The 25,315-nt window shown below is 67.3% G+C and carries 15 protein-coding genes and 1 tRNA gene; 13 read left to right on the top strand and 3 right to left on the bottom strand.

Translation table 11 applies throughout. The features are described from left to right. Positions 1–64: 64 nt before the first annotated feature. Both CTB96_RS14910 and CTB96_RS14905 read right to left on the bottom strand, forming a co-directional pair. Positions 65–442, bottom strand: coding sequence for a YciI family protein (locus CTB96_RS14910; RefSeq protein ID WP_110127618.1), 378 nt, complete (start codon positions 440–442; stop codon positions 65–67). Positions 443–511: 69 nt separating this feature from the next. Further along, a complete protein-coding gene (locus CTB96_RS14905) occupies positions 512–1,150 on the bottom strand; it encodes an MBL fold metallo-hydrolase (protein WP_110127617.1) in 639 nt (212 codons plus the stop codon). Between the two features lie 174 nt (positions 1,151–1,324). Between CTB96_RS14905 and CTB96_RS14900 the strand changes: the two genes are divergently transcribed. Beyond that, positions 1,325–1,397, top strand: a tRNA-Glu gene (locus tag CTB96_RS14900). Between the two features lie 197 nt (positions 1,398–1,594). Then, complete coding sequence (locus CTB96_RS14895; protein WP_181397275.1) at positions 1,595–2,155, top strand: DoxX family protein; 561 nt, start codon at positions 1,595–1,597, stop codon at positions 2,153–2,155. A gap of 60 nt (positions 2,156–2,215) precedes the next feature. Here CTB96_RS14895 and CTB96_RS14890 read toward each other — a convergent pair whose 3' ends face one another. Beyond that, positions 2,216–2,506 carry a 2TM domain-containing protein gene (locus CTB96_RS14890; protein WP_181397274.1) on the bottom strand — a complete coding sequence of 97 codons (291 nt, stop codon included), beginning with the start codon at positions 2,504–2,506 and terminating at the stop codon, positions 2,216–2,218. Between the two features lie 297 nt (positions 2,507–2,803). On the opposite strand from CTB96_RS14890, the gene CTB96_RS14885 reads away from it, so the two are divergent. From CTB96_RS14885 to CTB96_RS20370, 11 genes are all read left to right on the top strand, one after another. After that, on the top strand, positions 2,804–3,829 hold the full coding sequence (locus tag CTB96_RS14885; RefSeq protein ID WP_110127615.1) for a TerC family protein: 1,026 nt from the start codon (positions 2,804–2,806) through the stop codon (positions 3,827–3,829). A gap of 117 nt (positions 3,830–3,946) precedes the next feature. Next, positions 3,947–4,825, top strand: a complete 879-nt coding sequence (locus CTB96_RS14880; RefSeq protein ID WP_110127614.1) for a PP2C family protein-serine/threonine phosphatase — start codon at positions 3,947–3,949, stop codon at positions 4,823–4,825. A gap of 37 nt (positions 4,826–4,862) precedes the next feature. Further along, positions 4,863–6,215 (top strand): FHA domain-containing protein, encoded by a 1,353-nt coding sequence (locus CTB96_RS14875; RefSeq protein WP_181397273.1) that lies wholly within the window; start codon positions 4,863–4,865, stop codon positions 6,213–6,215. Then, positions 6,215–7,882 carry a serine/threonine-protein kinase gene (locus tag CTB96_RS14870; protein ID WP_110127612.1) on the top strand — a complete coding sequence of 556 codons (1,668 nt, stop codon included), beginning with the start codon at positions 6,215–6,217 and terminating at the stop codon, positions 7,880–7,882. Before CTB96_RS14875 ends, CTB96_RS14870 begins: the two co-directional genes overlap by 1 nt. Continuing rightward, positions 7,866–8,657, top strand: a complete 792-nt coding sequence (locus tag CTB96_RS14865; protein ID WP_248283391.1) for an FHA domain-containing protein — start codon at positions 7,866–7,868, stop codon at positions 8,655–8,657. The genes CTB96_RS14870 and CTB96_RS14865 overlap by 17 nt, the downstream gene beginning before the upstream one ends. Positions 8,658–8,817: 160 nt before the next feature. Further along, a complete protein-coding gene (locus CTB96_RS14860; protein ID WP_110127611.1) occupies positions 8,818–14,205 on the top strand; it encodes an Ig-like domain-containing protein in 5,388 nt (1,795 codons plus the stop codon). A gap of 164 nt (positions 14,206–14,369) precedes the next feature. After that, positions 14,370–19,739 carry an Ig-like domain-containing protein gene (locus CTB96_RS14855; RefSeq protein WP_181397272.1) on the top strand — a complete coding sequence of 1,790 codons (5,370 nt, stop codon included), beginning with the start codon at positions 14,370–14,372 and terminating at the stop codon, positions 19,737–19,739. Positions 19,740–19,824: 85 nt separating this feature from the next. Further along, positions 19,825–20,793, top strand: coding sequence for an AAA family ATPase (locus CTB96_RS14850; protein WP_110127609.1), 969 nt, complete (start codon positions 19,825–19,827; stop codon positions 20,791–20,793). A 155-nt stretch (positions 20,794–20,948) separates the two neighbouring features. Then, positions 20,949–22,091: a DUF58 domain-containing protein gene (locus tag CTB96_RS14845; protein WP_181397271.1), complete on the top strand. Its 1,143-nt coding sequence runs from the start codon at positions 20,949–20,951 to the stop codon at positions 22,089–22,091. Continuing rightward, positions 22,088–24,568: a transglutaminase TgpA family protein gene (locus tag CTB96_RS14840; RefSeq protein WP_110127607.1), complete on the top strand. Its 2,481-nt coding sequence runs from the start codon at positions 22,088–22,090 to the stop codon at positions 24,566–24,568. The genes CTB96_RS14845 and CTB96_RS14840 overlap by 4 nt, the downstream gene beginning before the upstream one ends. 9 nt (positions 24,569–24,577) lie before the next feature. After that, complete coding sequence (locus tag CTB96_RS20370; protein ID WP_146215825.1) at positions 24,578–25,312, top strand: FHA domain-containing protein; 735 nt, start codon at positions 24,578–24,580, stop codon at positions 25,310–25,312. Positions 25,313–25,315 lie beyond the last annotated feature (3 nt).

Below are 25,315 nucleotides of genomic sequence, written 5' to 3'. Positions count from 1 at the left end.
AGCCATGGCCCTGTTCGACGATCGACGGGATGCCGGCCGGCAGCTCGCCCGCAGCTCGGACTGTTCAGTCGGCGCTGCCCCAGTGCCCGTCCCGAAAGGCGATCGCCGACGGCCGTACCTCGACCACGCCGTACAGCGCGGCCGGGCATTTCTCGGCCCAGTCGAGCGCAGCCGCCCGGGTGGGCACGTCGATGACAAAGCTGCCGGATAGGGTCTCGACGGCGTCGATGAACGGTCCGTCGCGTACCTCCCGACTGCCGCCGCGGAGTGTCACCGTGGTGGACTCCGCGGCAGGCCGGAAGATATCCGCCGACACAAGCGCACCGGCATCCTGCAGCGATGCCGCGTAGGCGTCAAAAAGCTCCCGGAACGGCGGCAGTTCTTCCTCGGAGATATCGCCCTCCCGGGTCTCGGCCTTGATGATGAGCAACGAGAAGCGCATGAGATCTCCTTTGATCAGGCGGTGCTGGTGGTGCGGGCGGTGCGAGCGGTGCAGTTGCTTCCGAAGCGGTTACAGGTCGAGTGACTCGTGCGGTTCGAGCGGAAAGAAAGTGCCGCCGTTCTGCTCGGTGACGCCCTTGATGCGGGCATTGGCGAGGTCCTTGCCACCCCGGGACAGGCCCATCTCGTGGGTGGGGAAGCTGCGCCGAGGCTTCACCTCGAGCACGTAGTCCATGACCTCGCCGATCTTCAGCCACGGGGCCCCGGCCGGTACCGCGAGGGTCTGCACCTCGATGCCGTCGGGAATGGTGAAGGCGTCGCCCGGGTAGAAGACCTCGTCGTTGACCAGAACTCCGACATTGTCGATCACCGGGATCGAGGAGTGGATGACGGCGTGCTTCTCGCCGAAGAAGCGCAGGGTGAACGGGCCCGCTTCGACCGTGTCACCGGCCGCGACGACGGTCACGGCGATGTCGCCCGCCGCCGCCGCGACCCCGGCCGGACCGAAAATGGGCACGCCAGGGTTCATCGCGATAATCCGGTTCAGCTGCTCCGGAGTCCAGTGATCGGGGTGCTCATGCGTGATCACCACGGCCGCGGTATTCGCGGTTTCGGTCAGCGCAGTGGTGAACGACCCCGGGTCGATGTACAGCTTCTGCCCGGAGGCTTCGAGGACGAGTGCGGCGTGCTCCAGTTTGGTCAGCTTCATGCTCTGAGCTAATACCCAATCCGGGCCGCCAGCAACGCGACACGCGCGTGCCGGGAGCCCGCCGTTCGGCCGCGCGAGCCGGAGGGGTGGAATCCAGTCGGGGCGACGCGCGGAAGGACGACTCGATTTGAACTCGGTATCCCAGCTGTGGCATACTCGTGAAGTTGCAAAAACGGCCCCATCGTTTAGCGGCCTAGGACACCGCCCTCTCACGGCGGTAACACCGGTTCGAATCCGGTTGGGGTCACAACCGCCCGGTTCCTGCGAAAGCAGGGGCCGGGCTTTTTTATTGACGCGGCGGATGCGCACCCGCTGGAGCAGTCGACGTGGAGAACCTCGCGGGACGTTCGGCCCTATCGACGCTGAGAACAGGCTGGGAGTCTTGAATTCACAGCCCGCAGCCAGATGGCCCGGACTTCGACCCGACACAGAGGATGAATTCTCATGGCCAGCACGACCACCACCCGCGGGGCCGCTGTCGCCCCGACAGCGACGACCGGCACCACCCTGCTTCAGCGTCGTACCCTCGCGGTGCTGCGTCTCGCCATCGGCTTCATCTTCCTCTGGGCCTTCCTCGACAAGACCTTCGGTCTCGGTTTCTCCACTCCGTCAGAGCGCGCCTGGCTCAACGGTGGCACCCCGGCCCAGGGCTTCCTCAACAGCCCCGGCGTCACCGGCCCGCTGCAGCCGTTCTTCGTCGGCATCGCCAGCCCGCTGGTTGACTTCCTCTTCATGCTCGGCATGATCGCCGTCGGCCTCGCCGTTATGGTGGGCGTCGGCCTCCGCGTCAGCGCCGTCGCCGGCAGCCTCATCATGGTCTTCATGTACCTCGCCGAGTGGGTCTTCACCCCCAACGCCGCCTCGACCAACCCACTTGTCGACTACCACATCATCTACGCCCTCGCGCTGATCGTCGTAGCCGTCTTCGCCGCCGGCGACACCTGGGGCCTCGGCAAGACCTGGAAGGCCCTGCCGATCGTGCAGAAGTACACCTGGCTCATCTAACGGAAGCAGCACGCTTCACCGGCCGGTCGTCCTTCGGGGCGGCCGGTTCTTTCGTTTCTCCTAGCGCGGCCCGCCGGTCTGGTTGCGGCTCAGCCGGGCCACTTCTTCATCTATGGCCTGCTCGGTGATGATCCCGCGGCTGGGACCGAAGGCATCAAGTCCGATGAAGAATGCGGCGATACCCATGCCGCCGATGGGCCAGATCGGCCAGAAGTACGAGCCAGGCGTGGTGAGCGCCCAGACGGCAATCACGATGATGGAGACACCCAGCCAGATGCCGAGGTAGTTGTAGAAGTCCCGGCGCGCCTTGAGCCGCTTGGTCGCGAGCGTGCGGAGTTCGTCGTTGTTCATAGTGCGACAGTAACGCCGGTATCCGCGGGCGGCCATCCCCCGACCGGAGGAGGCAACCGGCCAACCAATCGGCGGATGCGGGCCCGATCGGACGCCGCCGGGTGAGTAGAATCGGAAGCCGAAGGGGAGTATCCCTCTGGGCTCCCGCTTCATCTTCCGAGCCCTATGCCGTGATCGTCAATACGGGTCTCCACGTGGAGGCCCCGGGCACGGTGGTGTCGATTCATCGATACGGGAGAGACTTTCGGGTTTTCGCTGACTCCAGCATCCCGCCGCATTCTGAAAGGCCCTTGTTACGTGAATCTTGAGCTGCCCATTGCATTCGAGGTCACCTCGCTGGTGGTCTTGACCCTGATCCTGGTCGCTGACCTGCTGATCGTCTTCAAACGCCCCCACGTGCCCTCGATTCGGGAGGCCACGCTGTGGGTGGTGTTCTACGTCGGTCTCGCCCTGGTCTTCGCACTCTTGATGCTGATCTTCGGCGGCGGCGAACACGCCGGACAGTTCCTGGCGGGCTGGCTCACCGAATACAGCCTGTCGATCGACAACCTGTTCGTTTTCGTCATCATCATGGCCAGGTTCTCGGTGCCACGGAAGTACCAGCAGGAAGTACTGATGGTGGGCATCATCATCGCCCTGGTGCTGCGCGGCATCTTCATCCTGCTCGGCGCCTCGCTGATCGAGAACTTCAGCTGGATCTTCTACATCTTCGGCGCGTTCCTGCTCTACACCGCGGTTCACCAGGCTTTCGCCAAGGAGGGTAGCGAGGACGACACCGACAACGGGCTGGTGCGCTACCTGCGCCGCCACATTCGCATCTCCCCGTCATTCGACGGCTCGAAGATCCGCACCACCATCGATGGAACCCGCTTCTTCACCCCGATGCTGATCGTGCTGATCGCCATCGGTACCACTGACCTGATCTTCGCGCTCGACTCGATCCCGGCGATCTTCGGCATCACCCAGAGCCCGTTCATCGTCTTCACCGCCAACGTGTTCGCACTGATGGGACTCCGCCAGCTGTACTTCCTGCTGGGCGGACTGCTCGAACGGCTGGAATACCTCAAATACGGCATCGCGTTCATCCTCTTCTTCATCGGCGTCAAACTCGTCTTCCACGCCCTGCACACCAACGAGGTGCCCTTCCTCAACAATGGCGAGAGCTTCGAGTGGGCGCCCGAGATCGACACCTGGACCTCGCTGGCCGTGATCATCGTGTCGATGGCGGTCGCCACAATCGCCAGCCTGATCAAGACGCGCCGCGACGAACGCCGGGAGAAAGCGTCCGCCTCCACGCCGCTCAGCGGTCCCGACGGCGAATAGGCCCGGTCAGAGCGCGTATGAACGCCGTGCAGGTGTTGGTACGGTGGTAACTCCACTTCCCCCGTTCGGGGAGGGGAGCTTGCGAATGCGAGCACGGAGACGACTCGTGGAGTGCGCATGGCGGTGAATGGCGAGAACGTGATCACCCTCGGCGACTCGAGTGTGCATTTCAGCTTCAGCGCCAGCAGCGATGTCGGGCGGGTGCGCAAAGTGAACGAAGACAGCTACCTGGCCCAGGCGCCGGTGTTCTTCGTCGCCGACGGCATGGGCGGTCACGCCCATGGCGACGCGGCCAGCCAGACCGTCATCCGGGTGTTCGACGAGCACATCGAACTCAACGTGCCCTCCACCCCCGAGCGCATCCTCGACGCGATCCACTCCTCCAATGACGCTGTGCGCGATCTCAGCTCGGCCGATGACTACGGCACAGCGGTATCGGGCACCACGCTCGCCGGGGTCGCGTTCGTCGACGCGGGCGACGACGTCGGCTTCCACTGGATGGCCTTCAACATCGGCGACTCCCGCATCTATACCTGGGACGGCCGCACCCTCGAACAGCTCAGCGTCGATCACTCCGCGGTGCAGGAAATGGTCGATGCCGGCCTGATCAAGGCCGCGGATGCCGAGAAACACCCGGACCGCAACGTGATCACCCGGGCCATCGGCGCCGACGAATTCGTGGATGCCGACGTCTGGCTGCTGCCCGCCACCGGCCGACACGCGTTCCTGATCTGCTCAGACGGACTCACCAAAGAGCTCTCGGGCGGGGAGATCTCAGCGCTGCTCGCCTCCCACACCGTGCCTGAAGACCTCGGTACGCTGGCCGACGTGCTCGTCGCCGCAGCCCTGGCCAAAGGCGGCCGGGACAACGTGACAGTCGTGGTGGTCGAGTCCAGCCTGGGAGATCTCGGCGACGATCCCGATGTCACCCGGGAACGGTCGAGCGGGATGCACCACGATCTCGAAGACACCCGGCCGCGCGAACCGAATCAGTAGACAACAACCAGACTCAAGCGAAACGATGGGGGGATCTGTGCTTTCGTACGACGACGACAACGTGGGCGACTGGCTGGCGGCGACCACGGGCGACCGCCTGGTGTTGCTGCCCGCGGAGGACGCGGCCGCGGCGGCCAGAATCTGGGCGAGCCTGGGGGAGTCCGCACCGGGTGCCGACGACCAGGGCATGCGCGCGGTCCTCGACGAGCTCACTGCCGGGGGTTTGTCGCGCACGCCTCCGTTCGCCCTGCTGGCCTGGAGTCAGGACCTGCCGGCCACCGTGCGTGTTATCGTGCGGGGCACTGTGCGGGTGAGCCTCGACACCGCGGCCGGAGACGTTCTGCTCACCGGAACGGGCATCTCCACCTGGGTGGAGCGCTCGGTTGACGGCGTGACGCATGTTGACGTGCGCTCAGCCGATGCCACCGACAGGCAGGACGCCCTCGCCCTGCCGCTGGAGCGCGGCATGGTCCGGGCCCGCCGACTGCAGCTCACCCTCGAGCCGGCCGGCACGAACGCCACCGCTGCCCCCGCCTCCGTGCGACCCGCCGTCGCGCCAGCGCCCGCCCGGATCGGCGAGCCGCCCACCCCGGCCAGCAGCCCGGCCACGACCGCGGCACCGACGACAGCGCCGGCGCCACTGGCCGTTGCTCCCCGGCCCACCGCCGTGCCGCCGACCGACGAGCCGGCCAGCGAACAGACCATCACCGACCTCCGGCCGGCCGGGGACGACGCCGACATCCCGGCCGCAGAGGCACCCGCCACCACTGCGGTGGGGAGCACACCGAGCGACGGGTATGACCACCTGTTCGGCGCCACCGTCATGCGCGGCGTCGAGCAAGCCGCGGTGCGTCCTGAGGCAGAGGACGAATCCGACGGGCCGGCTGCCGCCGAAGCCGCACCGGCCGATTCCACCGCGGACCCGGGTGCCGTCGCCGACCTGGACGAACCGGGTGATCACGACGGGCACACCGTCATGAGCGGCGACATCCAGAAGCTCCGTGACTCCCAGCGCCGCAAGCCGACGCCGGCCCGTGCCGCCCCCGTCGGCCCCCAGCTCTACCTACTGCTGCCCAGCGGCACCCGGGAACCACTCACCCAGCCCATCCGGGTGGGCCGGGCTCCCAGCGTGAGCAAGATGTCCGGCGATCTCGTTCCCCGGCTGGTGAGCCTCGGCGGCGCGGACCAGGATGTGTCCCGCAACCACGTCCACTTCACCGTGGAAGGCGACACCGTCGTGGTCACCGACCTGCACTCCCGCAACGGCACCCTGGTGGTGTTGCCCGGCAAGTCGGCGCAGAAGCTGCGCCAGGGTGAACCCACCGCCGTCATCGTGGGCACCGTCGTCGACCTCGGCAGCGGAATCACCATCACCGTCGGGCAGGAGTGATGCGCCGCGCACCCTCCGTCGCACCCGAACTGCCCGGCTACGAATTCGTCTCGATCCTCGGTTCCGGCGGATTCTCCGACGTCTTCCTCTACCAGCAACGTCTGCCGCGCCGCCGGGTAGCGGTGAAGGTGCTGCTGACCGAACAGCTGAACCCCTCCAGTCAGGCGCAGTTCGTCGACGAAGCGAACCTGATGGCACAACTGTCGACGCATCCGTACATCGTCACGATCTACCACGCCGACGTCGCCGGCGACGGCCGGCCGTACTTCGTCATGGAGCACTGCTCCGGGCCGAGCCTGGCGGAGCGCTACAAGCGGGAACGGTTCGGCGTCGACGACGCCTTGCGCACCGGGGTCCGCCTGGCGGGCGCCATCGCCACCGCCCACTCCGCCGGCATCCTGCACCGCGACATCAAGCCGGCCAACGTGCTCACCAACGACTTCGGCTGGCCCGCACTGACCGACTTCGGCATCTCGTCGAGCCTCGACGAGGAACTGCCCGTGCAGACCAGCACCGGCGGCCACCGTCCGGCCGGGTCCGAGTCCACCGGCACCGGCGAGAGCCAATCGGTGGGCATGAGCGTGCCGTGGTCGCCGCCGGAGATGTTCGAAGACGACCCCCGGCCCGATGTGCGCAGCGACGTGTTCTCGCTGGCGGCCACCATCCACACCCTGCTGGCCGGCCAGACCCCGTTCGAGATCCGTGGCCGCGGCAACGGCACCCTTGATTTGATCGGTCGTATCGAACGCGGCGCGATCACGCCGATCGATCGGGACGACGTTCCCCGTTCCCTCGTCGCGGTGCTGGCCAAGGCCATGGCCACCCGGCGGGACGACAGATTCGCCACCGCCGTCGACTTCGCCCGCGCCTTGCAGCGGGTCGAACTCGAACTCGGCTACGCGCCCACCGGCATCGACATCCCCACCATCGCCGGCCCACAGCACGTGAAACCGGATGCCCCCGCGGGCGACGACGAGACCCGCGCCCGGTCAGTGGTGTCGATACCCGCCCAGGCACCGGCACCCGTGGCTGCGCCGGCCACCACTGCGGCCGAGGCTGACGCGACCCGGGTTCGCGGCGCCCGGGTGATCGAACCGGGCAGTAGAGAACCAGTCGGCCGGACGCCCGGCACGGGCGAACCCGTGCGGGAACGAACTGTCGTGCGCCCCCGCGGCGCGGTCCGAGCCCAGGAACCGGCTGCCGAGGCACCAGAGGCCCGTCACGATGACCAGGAGCACGGGTCGCCTCGTCGACGCCGTCTGGTTCTGATCGGGTCGATCGTCGCCGCCGTGGTGCTGGTCGGGGCCGTCGTGGCCGCGCTGACCCTCACGCCCGCCGACGACTCCGCCCTCACCCCCACGACCTCACCCGTGGCGGTCGACCCGGGTGGGGCGAACGTCGTCACCGGCGTGCCCGCGCCGGTGCTCGACGGCACGGCAACCTCCGATGACGGCACCGAGGTGACCTTCACGGTCAGCAACCCCGACCCGGAAGACGGCGACGTCTACCGCTGGGCGCGCGCCGAAACCCCGAACCAACCCACACTCAGCAAGACCGCCGACATCACCGTGAGCGAGATTGTTCCCGGGAGCACCGTGTGCCTCGACATCTACCTGCAGCGTGCCGACGGCAAGATCTCGGAGGCGAACCGTGCCTGCAACCGTTGAGACCCCGTCGGGAGCGCCCCTGCGCGTCGAATTCTGCGGCGAGTGGTACAACATCGACACCGGAACCGCTTTCTCGATCGGGCGCGAGTCCGACCTGACCATCGACGACAACCCGTACTTGCACCGCACATTCCTGCGGCTCTACGAGGACTTCGGCATGTGGTGGATCGCGAATGTGGGCAATCTGCTCTCGGCCACGGTGTCCGACAGCACTGGCACCGTCCAGGCCTGGCTGGCCCCCGGCGCCAAGTTGCCGATCGTCTTCCAAACCATGCACGTGATGTTCAGCGCCGGTTCATCTACCTACGATTTCACCATTCATGCCGCCGACGACTTCTACAACACGTCCCTGTCGGCGTCCAATGAGGGCGGCACCACCACGATCCTGCCCGTCACCCTCACCACCAGCCAGCGGTTGCTCATCGTCTCCCTATCGGAGAGCATCCTGACCCAGGCCGTGCCCGGCCGCGGCGCCATCCCCAGCTCGGCGGAGGCCGCAGCACGACTGGGATGGAGCATGACGACTTTCAACCGCAAACTCGACAACGTCTGCAGCAAACTCGACAAGCTCGGTGTGGCCGGGCTGCGCGGTGGAACCGGCAACCTGGCTACCAACCGGCGCGCCCGGCTGGTGGAATACGCTGTCGCGACCCGGCTGGTCAGCGTGGACGACATCGTTCTGCTCGACCGGGCCGCAGAGGATTCCAGACTGGCCGCGGCCGCCGACGCGTCCGTTGCCCCGCCCAAAGCCGAGATCGGGGCGACAGGGGAGTGATCCCCGTGTGGGGGTCGCCCAACGCCGTGTTAGCGTAAGAGCCGGTCAGGTGCCAGAGTCATACGTCCCACTCGAAGGGACGCGTGATCGGCACCCATGGACGGTTGCCCCCTGAGGGAGTAATCGGTCTCGCTGGCCGGAACACGCAAGGGGGAATTGGGTGGGGACCCTGAGTTCGTGGTTGCGCGGCCGCAAGGCCACGGCATCGGTGGTGGCGCTGACAGTGCTGGCCGGCGTGCCGTTGTCGTTCGCGGTTCTGCACGAGGGTTTCCCAGTGACGGATGTCGACCTCACGGCGCGCGACGTCTGGGTCACCAACGGCAAGCAGCTGCTCGCCGGCCGGTTGAACCGGCAGATCGAAGAGCTCAACGCCTCGGTCAACGCCGCGTCGAGCTCGTTCGACATCGTGCAGGACGGCGATGACGTCTTCCTGATCGACGAGAGCGTTGGCACGATCGAGCGTATCGACCCCGCCTTCACCACCCTGATCGAAAGGGTGGACGTCTCACCCGGTTCCGAAATCGTCTACGGCGGCGACTCGATCGCCGTGATGGAGCCCAAGTCGGGCAAGGTATGGGTGATCAATGCCGCCGGAGAGCTGAGCTTCGACCCCAAGGCCTCCGATCCCGTGATGACTCTCGGAGCTGACGGGCATATCGCCGTGTCTCCCACCGGTGTCGTGTTCGGCGCCTCTGCGGCCGACAAGACGGTGTATACCTACGACGCCGCGGCCGACGACCCGGCCGCCGGGCTCACCGAGAGCACACTGCCCAAGCTCGGTGAGTTTCAGATCGCTGCCGTGGGGGAGAAGCCGGTGGTGCTCGACCCGGAGAATGACCGCCTGGTCGTCGACGGCACCACCCTGAAATTGCCCACCGGGGCCCTCAAACTGCAGCAGACCGGCGCAGAGAACGAGATCGTGCTTGTCGCCACCGGTGCGGCGTTGCTGAAGGTGCCGCTCGATGGCGGCGAGGTCGTCACCGTCGACGCAAAGTTGGACGCGCCCGTGACCGATCCGAAATCGGTGTCGTCGCCGGTGTGGTTGAACGGGTGCGCGCACGCGGCCTGGGCCGGCGGGCAACGTTACCTGGCCGACTGCGATGGCGAAAAGGTTCTGCGGGAGAACATCGAAAAGAACACTAAGGGCTCAGTGCTCGAGTTCCGGGTGAACCGCAACGTGATCGTTCTCAACAACCTCTCCAATGGCAACGTCTGGTTGGTCGACGCCAATATGCGCCTGGTGGAGAACTGGGAAGAGGTGACCCCGCCCGAGGAGGAGGACGCCGAGGACGGCACCGAGAAGGCCGCCCAGGAATCGTTCGAGGACACCCTGGCCGAGCGCACCAACGTGAACCGGGCGCCGATCGCGCGGGACGATGAGTATGGTGTGCGGCCGGCCAAGACGACGGTGCTGCCGGTGCTCGAGAACGACACGGACCCCGATGGTGACGTGCTCACGGTGATCAACGTCAGCGGATTCTCGGAGTCGCAGGGCGCGCTGGACTACATCGACGGGGGCCGGGCCCTGCAGTTCACCCCGGCGAAGGATGCGGCCGGAACGGTGTCGTTCCGGTACACCGTGGCGGATGGTCGCGGTGCGGTCGCCGAGGCGCAGGTCAACGTGACCATGCGCCCGCTCGAGGAGAACCTGGAGCCGGTGTCGAACCGGGCCGGGGCGATCAGTGTGGAGCAGGGCCAGATCGTGAGCTACAACGTGCTGTCGGACTGGATCGACCCCGACGGTGACGACATCTACCTGGTCTCCGCCTCGCCGACCACCGGCGACGGGGTGCGGTTCGGCCCGGAAGGCTTTGTGACTTTCGAGTCCAAGACGGCTGAGCTGGGGGTCAAGGAGGTGCAGTTCGTCGTCTCCGACGGCCTGCTCACCGCGACCGGGGTGCTCACCGTCGACGTGAAGGCGCCGGGCACCCTCAACCCGATTGGCACACCCGATTTCGCCACGGTGTTCCGGGGCGAGACCGTCTTGATCGAACCGTTGAAGAACGATGTCACTCCCTCGGGTGAACCCCTGTCGCTGATCGGCGTCAACGAGGTCTCCAACGATCTGTCCGCAGTGCCCAACCTCGAGCGGGGCACCATCGCGGTGTCATCGAACAAGGCTGCCAGTTACGTCTTCACCTACAGCCTCGGTGCGGGCGCCACCGCCAGCGTCGGGCTGATCCGGGTCGACGTTCTGGAGAACCCGACCGAGATCCTGCCGCCGATCGCGGTGAAGGACACCGCGTACCTGCGCGCCGCTGAACCCGTGACCATTCCGGTGCTCGACAACGACGTCTCACCCGGCGGCCGGGTGCTCGCCGTGCAGTCCGTGGACCTCAGCGCGACCGAAGACCTCGTCACCGTGGAAATCCTCACCAATACGGTTCTGCGCGTCACGGCCACGGCTGCCCTGACCGAGCAGGTGCAGTTCACCTACACGATCAGCGACGGCGAGAAGACGGCTACTGCGGGTGTCACCGTGGTGCCGGTGCCGCCGCTGGTGAAGCATCAGCCGCCCGTCGCCGTCGACGACACCGTGAGCGTGCGCGCCGGCGACATCGTCACGGTGCCCGTCCTCGAGAATGACTACCATCCCGACTCCGCCACCATGACGGTGCTGCCCGACCTGGCAGAGACCAAGGACGCCGGCGGGCTGGCGTTCGTCACCGGCAATTCGGTGCGCTACCAGGCCCCCAAGGACGCCGGCTCCTACAGCGTGGTCTATGAGATCACGGACGCCTTCCAGGAGACAGCCACCGCCACCGTGCGTATCACCGTCGTCGCCCAGAACGACGACGCCAACCAGCCGCCCACCCCGCTGCCGCTGACGATGCGTACCTTCGCCGACTCCACCATCAAGGTGCAGGTGCCCCTCGACGGCATCGACCCCGACGGTGACTCGGTCTACCTCAACGATGTGACCAGCGCGCCTCTGCTCGGCCGGATCGTCGACCAGGGCAGTGACTTCTTCATCTACGAGGCGTACCCGGGCACCGCCGGCACCGACTCGTTCACCTACCAGGTACAGGACACCCTCGGCGCGACAGCCGAGGCAACCGTGCGCATCGGCGTGATCCCGCGCCCGGTCACCCTGCTGGCCCCGAACGCCGTCGACGACTCGATCGAGATCAAGCCCGGCCGCACCGGGTCGATCCCGGTCGTGCTCAACGACTCAGACCCCAACGGCTACAAGCTCACCCTCACCGAGAAACTGCCCGAGGTCGATCCGGGAATCGTCGCATCCGTCGACGGCAGCCGGGTCATCGTGGTGGCGCCCGCCGAAGAGGGCACGTTCACCCTGCGCTACGAGATCACCAACGGGCACGGCGGGTCCGACACCGCCTTCGTGCAGGTGAAGGTGACGCAGGACGCCAAGGCGATACCGCCGACGGCCATCGACCACTTTGTGGAGTCGGACGACGTGCTTTCCGGCGCTCCCGTCGATGTCAATGTGCTCGACGGGGCAGAGAACCCCGGCGGATTGATCGACGAACTGGTGATCACCCTCGAGGGGCCCCAGTCCGATGCCGGCGAGGTCCGCGGCAACGGGATCGTCCGGATCGTGCCCAGCTACGACCGTCAGGCGATCGCCTACACACTCACCAACGACCTCGACGACCTCAGCGCCACGGCATTCATCATCGTGCCGCCGATGCCCAAGCCGGAGCCGGTGGAACCGGAGGCTGCCGAGTCACCGGATCCAGAGCAGACCGATCCCGCTGCCGAACCGACACCGACTCCGTCAGAGACTCCGCCGCCCACTCCGACGCCGACACCCGAAGAGACGTTCCCGCCGCCCACCCTGAAGGACCTGCCGGAGCAGATCATCAAGGTCAACGGCTCGAAGTCCTGGGTGCTGGCCGATATCGTCGACGTGCCCTCTGGGCGCCCTGCGTTGCTGCTGAGCGCCACCGCCACCAACAGCGACGGCAGCAACCCCATGACCGGCACCAACACCCTCAAATTCGTGGCGGCCGCTGACTATCGCGGCCCCGGCTCACTGACCTTCGTGGTGACCGACGGCACCAGCGCAGACGATCCCCAGGGCAACCAGGCCACTCTCACGATCGAGATCACGATCGGCGACCCCAACTTCGAAGACGTCGCCCCCACCTTCACGCCGTCCAAGCTCACGGTCGAGGCCGGCGAGGGCAGTCAGGTCGTCAACCTGCGCTCGTCAAGCGGGCACCCGAACCCCGACATCATCGAGAAGCTGAGCTATGGCTCCCTCACCGGGGCAACGACGGATGTCTCGGCCTCGATTTCGGGCGCCGAGCTCACAGTCTCCTCACCCCTCGGAACCAAACCGGGCACCAAGGTCACACTGAAGTTCAACGTCACCTACAAGGAGTTCACCGTGCCTGGCTCGGTGGACGTCACCGTGGTGTCATCCACCCGCGCCGTGGCGCAGGCCGTGGCCGACAACGGCCCCAACGGCAACGGCATCGAGACCACGCCGAGCTCGACCGTGGACATCGCCGTGCTCGAGAACGACTACAACCCGTTCGCGCAGGACGGCAAGCCTCTCGAGGTCGTCGGTGCGACGATCGAGCAGGACGTCAGCGGCGGCACGGCTTCGATTTCTTTCACCTCATCCGGCGTGAGCATCAAGACCGGCCCGGGCGCCACCGGCACCCTCACCGCGGTCTACAGCATTCTGGACGCCACCAAGGATCCCGCCCGCGGTACCACCGGTCGCATCACCCTGGTGATCCGCGACCGGCCGGATTCGCCGAACCCGCCGTCAGCTACCGAGGGCGATGCCATGGCGACCGTGAGCTTCGAGGCGCCGTCGTCGAACAACTCGCCCATCACCGGCTACATCATCAGCTGGAACGGCGGCAACAAAGAGGTCCCCAGCGCCGGCAGATACGACATCGGTGGACTCACAAACGGCACCGGCTATTCCTTCACCGTCGTCGCCCGCAACGCCAAGGGTGACTCCACCCCGTCCGGCGGCAGCGCCACCGTCACGCCGTACGGCGTGCCCGGTGCACCCGCGAGTGCCTCGCTCCTGGCCGCAGCAGACGGCACCGGCGCACTTACCCTCGACTGGGCCGCCCCCGGAAACACCGGCGGCCGAGGCGTGACCAGCTACGAATACACCTGGGTTGAGGGCGGCGCCGCTAACGGTTCCACCAGCGGCAGCCAGCGCGCCACCGCCACCGGAAACGCAAACACCCAGTACCGCTACCAGGTGAAGGCCTGCAACCCGCGCGGCTGCGGCGAATGGGCGACCTCGAACGCTGCGACTCCGGTGACGCCCCCGCCCCCGCCGCCGCCGTGGACACCGAGCAACCCTTCCACCGTAACCAAGACCACTTGTCCTGAGAGCGTGGCCTCCTACGAGAACAACAACCTGAATAGCTCGCACGGCTGCACGGACAATCCGCGTGGATACCTACAGCCGGGCACTCTTGTGGATGCCATTTGTCACTCGGTGCGACGCGGGGTGGACTACTACTACTTCAAGATCGAAGACGGCAGTTACGACGGCTGGTTCATCCGGATGTCGGACACCACCAGTGCGCCGGTTTCAGACTGTTGACGATGCGGCCTATGGGGACGCCTCCCCATGAGGCCGGGACCGGTTCGCGTGTTAGCGTAATAGCCGGTCAGGGGGCCAGTGTCGAAAGTCCCGGCACCAGCAGAAAATAATAATGAGCTCGTCACACATGCAGTACGTACCAGGAACGAATGAGGGGGAATCGGGTGGGGACCCTCAGTTCGTGGTTGCGGGGTCGACGGGTGTCGGCATCCGTCGTCGCGCTCTCGGTGCTCGCCGGGGTGCCCCTGAGCTTCGCCGTACTGCACGAGGGGTTTCCCGTCACCGACGTGGACCTCACCGCCAGTGACGTCTGGGTGACGAACGGCAAGCAACTGCTGGCCGGGCGGTTGAACCGGCAGATCGAAGAACTGAACGCCTCGGTCAACGCCGCCTCGAGTTCGTTCGACGTGGTGCAGAACGGCGACGACGTCTTCCTGATCGATGGCAGCGTGGGCACCATCGAACGAATCGACCCCGCCTTCACGACGCTCGGCGAACGGGTGGATGTCTCGCCCGGCTCCGAGATCGTCTACGGTGGCGACTCGATCGCCGTCATGGAGGCCAAGTCCGGCAAGGTCTGGGTGATCAATGCCGCCGGGGAGCTGAGCTTCGACCCCAAGGCCACCGACCCGGTCATGACGCTCGGCGCGGGCGGTCATATCGCGGTCTCCCCAGATGGTGTGGTCTTCGGTGCGTCCACAACCGAGAAGACCCTGTTCAGTTTCGATCCCACGGCCGAATCGCCGGCGCCGACTGAAAGCACCCTGCCGAAACTCGGCGAGTTCCAGCTCGCCGCTGTTGGCGGCACACCGGTGCTGCTCGACACCGAGAACCACCACATCATCGCCAACGGTGAGACGATCACGGTGCCGAAGAATGCCGTCAAGTTGCAGCAGACCGGCGCCGAGAACGACGTAGCCCTGGTCGCTACCACCGAGTCGCTGGTGAAGGTTCCGTTGGACGGTGGCGATATCGTCACGGTTGATGCTGAGTTGGAATCGGCGGTGAAGGAGCCGAAGTCGGTGTCCAAGCCCGTGTGGCTGAACGGGTGTGCGCACGCCGCTTGGGGCGGTGCCCAGCGCTACCTGGCGGACTGTGACGGTTCGAAGGTGCTGCGGGAGACGATCGAGCAGAACACCAAGGGTTCGGTGCTCGAATTCCGGGTGAACCGCAACGTGATCGCGTTGAACAATCTCTCCAATGGCAACGTCTGGTTGGTCGACTCGAACATGCGCCTGGTGGAGAACTGGGAAGAGGTGACCCCGCCCGAGGAAGAGGACGCCGAGGACGGCACCGAGAAGGCCGCCCAGGAATCCTTCGAAGACACCCTGGCCGAGCGCACCAACGTGAACCGGGCACCGATCGCCCGCGACGACGAGTACGGCGTGCGGCCGGCCAAGACCACGGTACTGCCGGTGCTCGAAAACGACACCGACCCCGACGGTGACGTACTCACCGTGACCAACGTCAGCGGCTTCTCCGAGTCCCAGGGCACACTCGACCTGATCGACGGTGGTCGCGCCCTGCAATTCACGCCCGCGAAGGATGCCGTAGGCACGATCTCCTTCCGGTATACCGTGGCGGATGGCCGCGCTGCGGTCGCCGAGGCACAGGTCAACGTGACCATGCGCCCGCTCGAAGAAAACCTCGCCCCGGTGTCGAACCGGGCCGGGGCGATCAGCGTCGAGCAGGGCCAGATCGTGAGCTACAACGTGCTGTCGGACTGGATCGACCCCGACGGCGACGACATCTACTTGGTGTCGGCCTCGCCGACCACCGGAGACGGGGTGCGGTTCGGCCCTGAGGGCTTCGTCACCTTCGAGTCGAAGACTGCCGAGCTGGGAGTGAAGGAGGTGCAGTTCGTCGTCTCCGACGGCCTGCTCACCGCGACCGGGGTTCTCACCGTCGACGTGAAGGCGCCCGGCACTCTCAACCCGATCGGCACCCCCGACTTCACCACGGTGTTCGTCGGCGAAACCGCCCTGATCGAACCCTTGAAAAACGACGTCACCCCGTCGGGCGCGCCGCTCGCCCTCATCGGTGTGAACGAGGTGCCCAACGACCTCAGCGCCGTCGCGAACCTCGAACGCGGCACAGTCGCGGTCTCCTCAGGCAAGGCCGGCAGCTATGTCTTCACCTACAGCCTGGGCGCCGGTGCCGCCTCCAGCGTCGGCCTGATCCGGGTCGACGTGCTCGAAGACCCCGATGACGTGCAACCGCCCATCGCGGTCAAGGACACCGCGTACCTGCGCGCCGGCGAACCCGTGACAATTCCGGTGCTCGACAACGACGTCTCACCCGGCGGCCGGGTGCTCGCCGTGCAGTCCGTCGACCTCAGTGAAACCCAGGACCTCGTCACCGTGGAGATCCTCACCAACACCGTGCTGCGGGTGACCGCCGCCGCGGCACTCACCGAGCAGGTGCAGTTCACCTACACGATCAGCGACGGCGACAACACGGCCACCGCCGGCGTGACCGTGGTGCCGGTGCCGCCGCTGGTGAAGCATCAGCCTCCTGTCGCCGTGGACGACACCGTGAGCGTGCGTGCCGGCGACATCGTCACGGTGCCCGTGCTCGACAACGACTACCACCCCGACTCCGCCACCATGACCGTCGACGCCGACCTGGCCGACACCGCGAACGTCGGCGGCCTGGCCTTCGTCACCGGCACCCAGGTGCGCTATCAGGCACCCCAGGAGGCCGGTTCCTACAGCGTCGTCTACACGATTCGGGACGCCTTCGGTGAGACCGCAACGGCCACGGTGCGATTCACGGTCATCGCGATGGACGAGAAGAACAACCGCCCGCCCACGCCGCTGCCGCTGACCATGCGCACCTTCGCGGACTCCACCATCAAGGTGAAGGTTCCCCTCGACGGCATCGACCCCGACGGTGACTCCGTGTACCTCAAGGACGTCACCAGCGCGCCGGAGCTCGGCCGGATCGTCGACCAGGGCAGCGACTTCTTCATCTACGAGGCCTACCCGGGCACTGCCGGCACGGATGCGTTCACCTACCAGGTTGAGGACACCCTCGGGTCCACCGCGGAAGGGGCGGTGCGCATCGGCGTGATCCCGCGCCCGCCCACCCTGCTCGCTCCCAACGCCGTCGACGACTCGATCGAGATCAAGCCCGGCCGCACCGGGTCGATCCCCGTGGCCCTCAACGACTCCGACCCCAACGGCTACAAGCTCACCCTCACCGAGAAACTACCTGAGGTGGACCCGGGCATCACGGCATCCGTCGACGGCAGCCGCATCATCGTGGAGGCCCCGGCCGAAGAAGGCACCTACACGCTGCGGTACGAGATCACCAACGGCCACGGCGGCGCCGATACCGCCTTCGTGCAGGTGAAGGTCACCGAGGACGCCCAGGCGCAGTACCCCGTGGCCATCGACCACTTCGTCGAACCCGAGGAGGTCGAATCCGGCCAGGCCGTCGAGGTCGACGTGCTCGAGGGTGCCGAGAATCCCAGCGGCCTGATCGAGGACCTCGCCATCAGCCTCGAAGGACCCAACGCTGGTTCCGGCGACATCCAGCAAGGCGGCACCGTGCGGGTCGAGCCCACCTTTGAACGCCAGGCGATCGCCTACCGGCTCACCAACGAGCTCGACAAGCTCAGTGCGACGGCCTTCATCATCGTGCCGCCCAAGCCCAAGCCGGAGCCGAGCGAGACCCCTCAGCCGGCCCAACCCGAAGACGTACCGACGGCAACACCCACCCCAGAGGAAGAGGTCTTCCCGCCCCCGTTCCTGAAGGACATCGGCCCGCAGGTGATCAAGATGAACGGCTCGAAGAGCTGGACCCTGGCCGACATCGTGGAGGTGCCGTCCGGCCGCCCGGCCCTGCTGATCAGCGCAACGGCTACCAACACCGACGGATCCAACCCCATGACCGGCACCGGGAGCCTGAGTTTCGTCGCCGCGCCGGAGTACCGCGGGGAGGCCTCGCTGACCTTTGTCGTGACCGACGGAACGAGCGCCTCAGACCCGAAGGGTGTGCAGGCGACCCTCACGATTCCGATCACCGTGGGCGACCCCAACTTCGAAGACGTCGCACCCACCTTCACACCGTCGAAGGTCACGGTCGAAGCGGGGGAGGGCGCCCAGGTCGTGAACCTGCGCACCTCCACCGGGCACCCCAACCCCGACATCATCCAAAAGGTCAGCTACGGGTCGCTCGATGGCATGGACAGCAAGGTCGCCGCGTCACTCAGCGGCGCCGAACTCACTATCTCCTCGCCGCTCGGCACCCAACCCGGCGCAAAGGTCACACTCACGTTCACGGTGACCTACAAGGAGTTCACCGTGCCCGGCTCGGTCGACGTGACCGTGGTCTCCTCGACCCGACCCGTGCCCCAGGCCGTGGACGACGCCGGTCCCAACGGCAACGGCATCGAGACCCGGCCGAGCACCACGGTCACCGTGCCCGTGCTCGACAACGACTACAACCCGTTCGCCAAGGACGGCAAGCCCCTCGTTGTCGTCGGCGCCAAGATCGAGCAGCAGGTCGGCACGGCCACCGTTGCCTTCAGCGGCACCGATGTCACCGTGAAAACCGGATCCGGCGCCACAGGCACCCTCACGGTTGTCTACGAGATCAAGGACGCCACCGGCGACCCCGCCAGGCAGACCACAGCCAGGATCACCTTCGTGATCCGCAACAACCCGGATGCCCCTAACGCTCCGGTGGCCGTGGAAGGCGACGCCAGTGCGACCGTGAGCTTCACCGCCCCGTCGTCGAACAACTCGCCGATCATCGACTACACCATCAGCTGGTCCGGTGGATCCATCGTGGTGCCAAATGCTGGCACCCACTCGATCACCGGCCTGGCCAACGGCAGCAACTATGCCTTCTCCGTCACCGCCCGGAACGCGATCGGCGCTTCGACGGCCTCCGCCGGCAGCAACACGATCACGCCATACGGCAAGCCGGGAGCCCCCGCCAGTGCCACGCTCAAGGCGCCGGGGCAGGGCACCGGCGAGCTCAGCCTCACTTGGGCGGCGCCGGGCAGTAACGGCGGGCGCGGGGTGAGCAGTTACAACTACGAGTGGATCCAGGGAAGCGCCGCGAACGGTTCCACCTCCGGCGCGCTGTCGGCATCGGCCATCGGAACCATCGATCAGCCCTACCAATACCGGGTGCAGGCATGCAACCCGCGGGGCTGTGGCGAGTGGACCTCGTCGGATGTAGCCACCCCGCAGCCCACCCCGCCGCCGCCCCCGCCCACGGCGACCATCCGCAAGGGCGCCGGGGCCTCCGTTCCGGGCTGCAGCGACTCCAACATCTGCCACCGCGTGAACGTCGCTTATACGGACTACGTGCCCGGTGACTACCGCATCACCACCCAGGTGACGGGCGGATCAACCTCCGAGAGCACCTACACGCTCGGAGTAACCGACACCATCGAGCTCACGAACACCCTCGGAAGCCGGCCCGCCGGAGACAGAATCCAGGTTCGGCTTACCCGGGTGAGCGACGGTGCGGTGCTGTACAGCAACGAGATCTCCGGCGCCGAATGGAATGCGCAGTGATGGCGTTGACCGGCCGGTACCACGGCACATCCAGACCCCGACTTTTTTGCACTCGACTACAGACCAACAGAACGGACACCAACGAATGAGCGTCACACAGGAACAGGCAGACTGGTTCGCCGAGGCATTCGGCAAGCTCGTCGGCAATGTCGAGCAGGCCATCCTCGGTAAGGAACATGTCATCCGCCTGGTCGTCGCCGCGATGCTCACCAACGGCCACGTTCTGCTCGAGGATTTTCCCGGCACCGGCAAGACCGTGCTCGCCAAGGCCCTCGCCAACACCCTGGACGGCACGCACTCCCGCATCCAGTTCACGCCTGACCTGCTGCCCTCCGACGTCACCGGTGTCACCATCTACGACCAGGGCAAGGGAGTCTTCGAGTTCCACAAGGGACCGATCTTCGCGTCGATCGTGCTCGCCGACGAGATCAACCGGGCGAGCCCGAAGACCCAGTCCGCACTGCTCGAGGTGATGGAGGAAGGCCGGGTCACCGTCGACGGCATCAGCCACGAGGTCGGCAGCCCGTTCATGGTGATCGCCACCCAGAACCCCGTCGAGCAGGCCGGAACGTACACGCTGCCCGAAGCCCAGCTCGACCGATTCCTGTTCAAGACCTCACTCGGCTACCCCGACCACGACACCGCGGTCACGCTACTGCTGGACTCGTCGAACCGGGCGCGGGATGCCGGCATCACGCCGATCATCGCCTCCAGCTCCGTGGTCACCATGGCCCAGCTCGCCTCAGAGGTGTTCGTGGATGCCGCCGTGCTCGGCTACCTCAACGAGATCGTCACCGCCACCCGCACCGACGTCTCCTCGACCCTCGGCGTGAGCATGCGAGGCGCCCTGGCCCTCGCCCGCGCCGCCAAGACCTGGGCGCTCTCGCAGGCTCGCACCTTCGTGAGCCCCGACGACATCCGCGACCTGGCCATCCCGGTGCTCGCGCACCGCATCATGGTCGACCCGGAAGCCGACTTCGCCGGCGTCACGGCCGAGGACATCGTCAGCCGCATCCTTGTCGAGGTGGCTCCTCCCGCCTTCCGCGCAGCATGAAGCGCACCGCCGAGCGTGGCCCCGCACGAATCTCACCGGCCAGACACGCCCTGAGATCGGTCGGGCGCGCGCTCGGGGCGGCGGGCGCCAACGCTTGGCGGCTGCTTAGCCAAGTTGTCGCCCTACTGTGGGGGCGCATCCGACCCGTCTTCGCGGTGGTCGGCCCGGCCGGCCGGCTCGTGCTACTCGGCGCCATCGGCGCCGCCATCGTGAGCGTCGTGTTCGGCTGGGTGGAATTCACCTACCTGGCCACGACGCTGCTGGCCGCCCTGCTGGTGGCCGTGCCGTTCATCGTCGGCCGGGCCACCTACAAGGTCGACCTGCAGCTGAACCCGCACCGCGTGGTCGCCGGCGAACGCGCGCTCGGCCAGATGACCGTCACCAACACCGGCGAGCGAGCCCTATTGGCCGCCCGCATGGAACTGCCGGTGGGATCCGGTCTCGCCGAATTCGTCATCCCCGGCCTGGCTGCCGGCGCCGAGCACGACGAACTCTTCGCCGTGCCCACCCAGCGCCGCGCGGTCATCGTGGCCGGCCCGGCCATCTCGGTGCGTGGCGACCAGCTCGGGCTGATGCGGCGTACCGTGCGCTGGACCGAGGCCGTGGAACTGTTCGTGCACCCTGTGACCACCCGGATCGCGTCGTCCGCCGCCGGCCTGATGCGCGACCTCGAGGGCGAGATCACCAAGAAGATCACCAGCGACGACATCTCCTTCCACGCCCTGCGCGCCTACGAGCCCGGCGACCCCCTGCGCAACGTGCACTGGCGCACGTCGGCCCGCACCGGCCAGCTGATGGTGCGCCAGTTCGAAGAGACCCGCCGCACCCAGCTCACCATCGTGCACACATCGGAGACCGCCTACTACGCGACCGATGACGAGTTCGAACTCGCGGTGTCGGTGACGGCGTCGCTGGCCCTGCAGGTCATCCGGGACGGCACCGGTCTCAGCGTCGTCACCGAGAAGCTCGGCTTGCGCACCGCGACCCCGGTCGCGTTGCTCGACGACACCTCCCGCATCGAAGCCGTCTCAGGGCTCTTTCCGAGCCTGCGCGAGTTCGCCAGGGCCGCGACCCGCCGCCTGCCGCCGCCGAGTGTGGTCATGATGATCGCCGGTTCCCTGATGGACCTCACCGAATTCCGGGCCGCGCAGACGCTCTTCGGCAAGGACGCCACCACCCTCGCGTTCCGCATCGAACCCGGGGCGCAATCCCGGTTGTCCACGGTGTCCGGCCTCACGGTCATCACCATCGGCGATCTCGCCGACCTGCCCAAACTTCTCCGACGGGTACACCGATGAGCCGTTTCACCCGCACCGCCGCTTCGGGCAAGCCCGCCCGGCCGGCGCCAGCCCCGAAACCGCGCGCCGACCGGCCGACCGGCCCTGGGACCGCCTGGCGGCCGTTCCCGCGCGCGGCGTGGACAGACGTCGCGGTGCTCAGCGTGCTCTCGCTGCTCGGCGTGCTCGGCCTGGAGACCTCCTTCGGCGACTACAACTTCCTCGTCGCCGGACTCGGCGGCCTGGTCGTCGGCACCGGCATCGCCATGCTCGGCTACTCCCTGCGGTTGGGCGTGGTCACCAGCGTGCTGGCCGGCATCCTGGCGTATTTCCTGCTCGGCACCCCGTTCACCATGCCCGGTGAGGCGCTGCTCGGGGTGTTCCCGAGCGTGTCGTCCACGGCGGGTCTCGCCCTCGGCGCTGTCTTCGGCTGGAAGGACATCGTCACCCTCGGCACGCCCGTTGAAGCCCCGTACTACATGCCGGTGCTGCCGTACTTCGCCGCCTGGTTGATCGCCCTCGCCGGCACCATGTTGGCCAGCCGCTGGCTGCCGACCCGGCCGCGCACGGTCTGGCGCACCGGCATCCTGCTGATCGGTCCGGTGCTGCTCTACCTGACCGGCATCCTGATGGGCACCGACAAGACCTACTTCGCGGGCCTTCGCGGTGTGGTCTTCGCCGTCGTCGCCATCGTCTGGATCGGCTGGCGCCGCACCAAGACCGAGAGCGCGGATGCCCAGGGAGCGGCCAGGCTGTTCCGCCGCAAGATCCTGGGCACGGCCACCCTGGTTCTGGGCGCCGTGCTGATCGGCGCCCTGGTGGGCGGGGTACTCGCCCCCGACCCGAAGAGCCGGTACGTGCTGCGGGAGGAGATCCAGCCGCCATTCGACCCGCTTGAGTTCCCCAGCCCCCTGGCCGGTTTCCGGCAGTACACCAAGACCCTCGCCGACACCCCGCTGTTCAGCGTGACCGGGCTCCAGCCCGGCGAAATGCTGCGCCTGGCCAGCATGGACGCCTATGACGGCAAGCTGTGGAACGTCGCCGCGGCGGACAGCCTGGTGGGCGGCTCCGGCAGCTTCCGGCTGGTCGGCCGCACCATCCCTGCGCCGTCCCTGGTGACGAGCAACCAGGACAGCACCGTCACCATCGACGTCACCGGCTACGAAGACGTCTGGCTGCCCGGCGTCGGTTACCCGACCACGGTGGACTTCGACGACGCCGCCAGCCAGGACGAAAGCGAAACCCTGCGCTACAACGCCGAAAGCGGCACCGCAGTGCTCACCAGCGGCGTGGAATCCGGCTACCAGTACACCGTCAGCGCCATGCTGCAGCAGACCTACCGAGACGAAGACCTCGCGAACGTTCCGGTCGCCGACGTGCAGCTGCCCGCAGTGCAGAACATCCCTGACGTCGTGGTCGCCAAGGCCATCGAGTACGCAGGCACGGCCGATACCCCGATCGACAGCCTGCGCGCGATCGAGCAGGCGCTCAAGACCAAGGGCTTCCTCAGCCACGGCCTCGCCTCCGACGGCATTCCGTCCCGCGCCGGCCACGGCGCCGATCGACTGAACGAGCTCTTCACCCGCACCCAGATGGTGGGCGACGAAGAGCAATACGCCGCCGCCATGGCCCTGATGGCTCGCAGCCTCAACTACCCGGCCCGGGTGGTGATGGGCTTCGCACCCGACGTCCCCGAAGAAGCCGGGGCGATCGAGATCACCGGCACCGATGTGACGGCCTGGGTGGAAGTGGCGTTCGAGGGAGTGGGCTGGGTGCCGTTCTATCCCACCCCCGACCAGACCGACGTGCCGCAGGACCAGACCCCTAAGCCGATGACCGAGCCGCAGCCGCAGGTGCGCCAGCCGCCACGGATGGACAACGAGGCCGACGACCTGCTCACAGCGGTCGAGATCGCCGACACCAAGGACGAAGACAAGGACAAGGACTTCGAGCTGCCCGGCTGGGCCTGGGTCGTCATCGGCTCCGTCGGCATTCCGCTCGTGCTGCTCGGCGTACCGCTGCTGGTCATCGCCGCGCTCAAGTCCCGTCGCCGTCGTCGCCGGCGCAGCCGAGGGACCGGCGACCAACGCGCCGCCGGCGCCTGGTCCGAGCTGACCGACGGCTTCGCCGAGCTCGGCTTCGAGGTGCCCCGCTCGTCGAGCCGCCGCCAGGTGGCAGTGAGCCTGGAGGCCCAACTGGCCGCCCAGCTCGCCGATACCTCGGGCGCCAGCGACGTCGTCGACGCCGCCGCGTTCGTGGCCCCGCATCGCCTGGTGCCGGTGGCGGACTCGGTGGACAGCGCCGTCTTCGGCGGCCAACGGATCGAGGACGACGTCGTGGAGAGCAACTGGACGGCGGCGATGGCCTCCCTGGCTACAGCTGGAAAGTCTGCCGGGCGACTGCGGCGGATCTTCGCGAGGTTCCGCCTGCGGTCCAAGCGGGACTGGAGCCAGGTGAACGTGCGCGGCAGCCGCGGCTCCGGCCCCGGTCGCCGGTAGGGTGGCATCGTGGAAAATCCGGATTTCATCGTGCCCCCACCGGGGCTGTTCGCGCCGCGGGAGTCTGACGACGAGGCGACCGCCCGGGTGCGGCATCCGAAGGCGCTGGAGGTCATCCCGCCGGCTTCGGTGAGCGGGGCCCCGAACTCGGACACCAGCGCCGACAACGACGCCTCCGACGACAACGCCGCGGCGCCGCCGACCGGGCCGGCGCCGACGGTTGCCGCGCTGTCGATCCCTGCCTTCGTGGCGACGCCATTGGGAGCGCCGCCACGCGCCCCCTCGGCTGCACCCGTCGCGCCGCCGGAGCCCATGGTGCCGGACGCCGTCGCGTTGCCCGGTTCTGCCCTGCCCGGCACCGTCATGATGGACATCGTGCCCGCGGCTGTGCCTGCCGCAGAGGTTACGACCGTGGCCACGGGCTGGCTGCTTGAGCTCGCCGACGGCCAGTCGGTGGCGGTCACGGGTTCCATCGTGCTCGGCCGGGACCCGGCTCCCGTGACCCGTCGGGCCGCCACCATGGTCAGCGTGCAGGACCCGGCCCGATCCGTGTCGAAGTCGCACGCTCTCATCGAGCTGATCGACGGTGCGTTGTGGATCACCGATCTGCACTCCACCAACGGGGTCAGCCTCGTCGACGCCCACGGCGAACGCACCCCGCTCGATCCCGGCATCCGCGCCCCACTGACCGGCCGGCAGAGCCTGACACTGGGCGAATTCACCGTGGACGTGTCCAGGGCCTGACGC

The organism is Cryobacterium arcticum (genome assembly GCF_003185895.1).
In the GTDB taxonomy this organism is placed as follows: domain Bacteria; phylum Actinomycetota; class Actinomycetes; order Actinomycetales; family Microbacteriaceae; genus Cryobacterium; species Cryobacterium arcticum.
This window is presented reverse-complemented; position numbering and strand designations above follow the sequence as displayed.

Excerpts from the sequence above, each read along its gene's own strand:
- CTB96_RS14880 (WP_110127614.1), top strand. The coding sequence starts at position 3,947 with ATGGCGGTGAATGGCGAGAACGTGATCACCCTCGGCGACTCGAGTGTG.
- CTB96_RS14895 (WP_181397275.1), top strand. The coding sequence starts at position 1,595 with ATGGCCAGCACGACCACCACCCGCGGGGCCGCTGTCGCCCCGACAGCG.
- CTB96_RS14910 (WP_110127618.1), bottom strand. The coding sequence starts at position 442 with ATGCGCTTCTCGTTGCTCATCATCAAGGCCGAGACCCGGGAGGGCGAT.
- CTB96_RS14890 (WP_181397274.1), bottom strand. The coding sequence starts at position 2,506 with ATGAACAACGACGAACTCCGCACGCTCGCGACCAAGCGGCTCAAGGCG.
- CTB96_RS14840 (WP_110127607.1), top strand. The coding sequence starts at position 22,088 with ATGAGCCGTTTCACCCGCACCGCCGCTTCGGGCAAGCCCGCCCGGCCG.
- CTB96_RS14905 (WP_110127617.1), bottom strand. The coding sequence starts at position 1,150 with ATGAAGCTGACCAAACTGGAGCACGCCGCACTCGTCCTCGAAGCCTCC.
- CTB96_RS14870 (WP_110127612.1), top strand. The coding sequence starts at position 6,215 with ATGCGCCGCGCACCCTCCGTCGCACCCGAACTGCCCGGCTACGAATTC.
- CTB96_RS14850 (WP_110127609.1), top strand. The coding sequence starts at position 19,825 with ATGAGCGTCACACAGGAACAGGCAGACTGGTTCGCCGAGGCATTCGGC.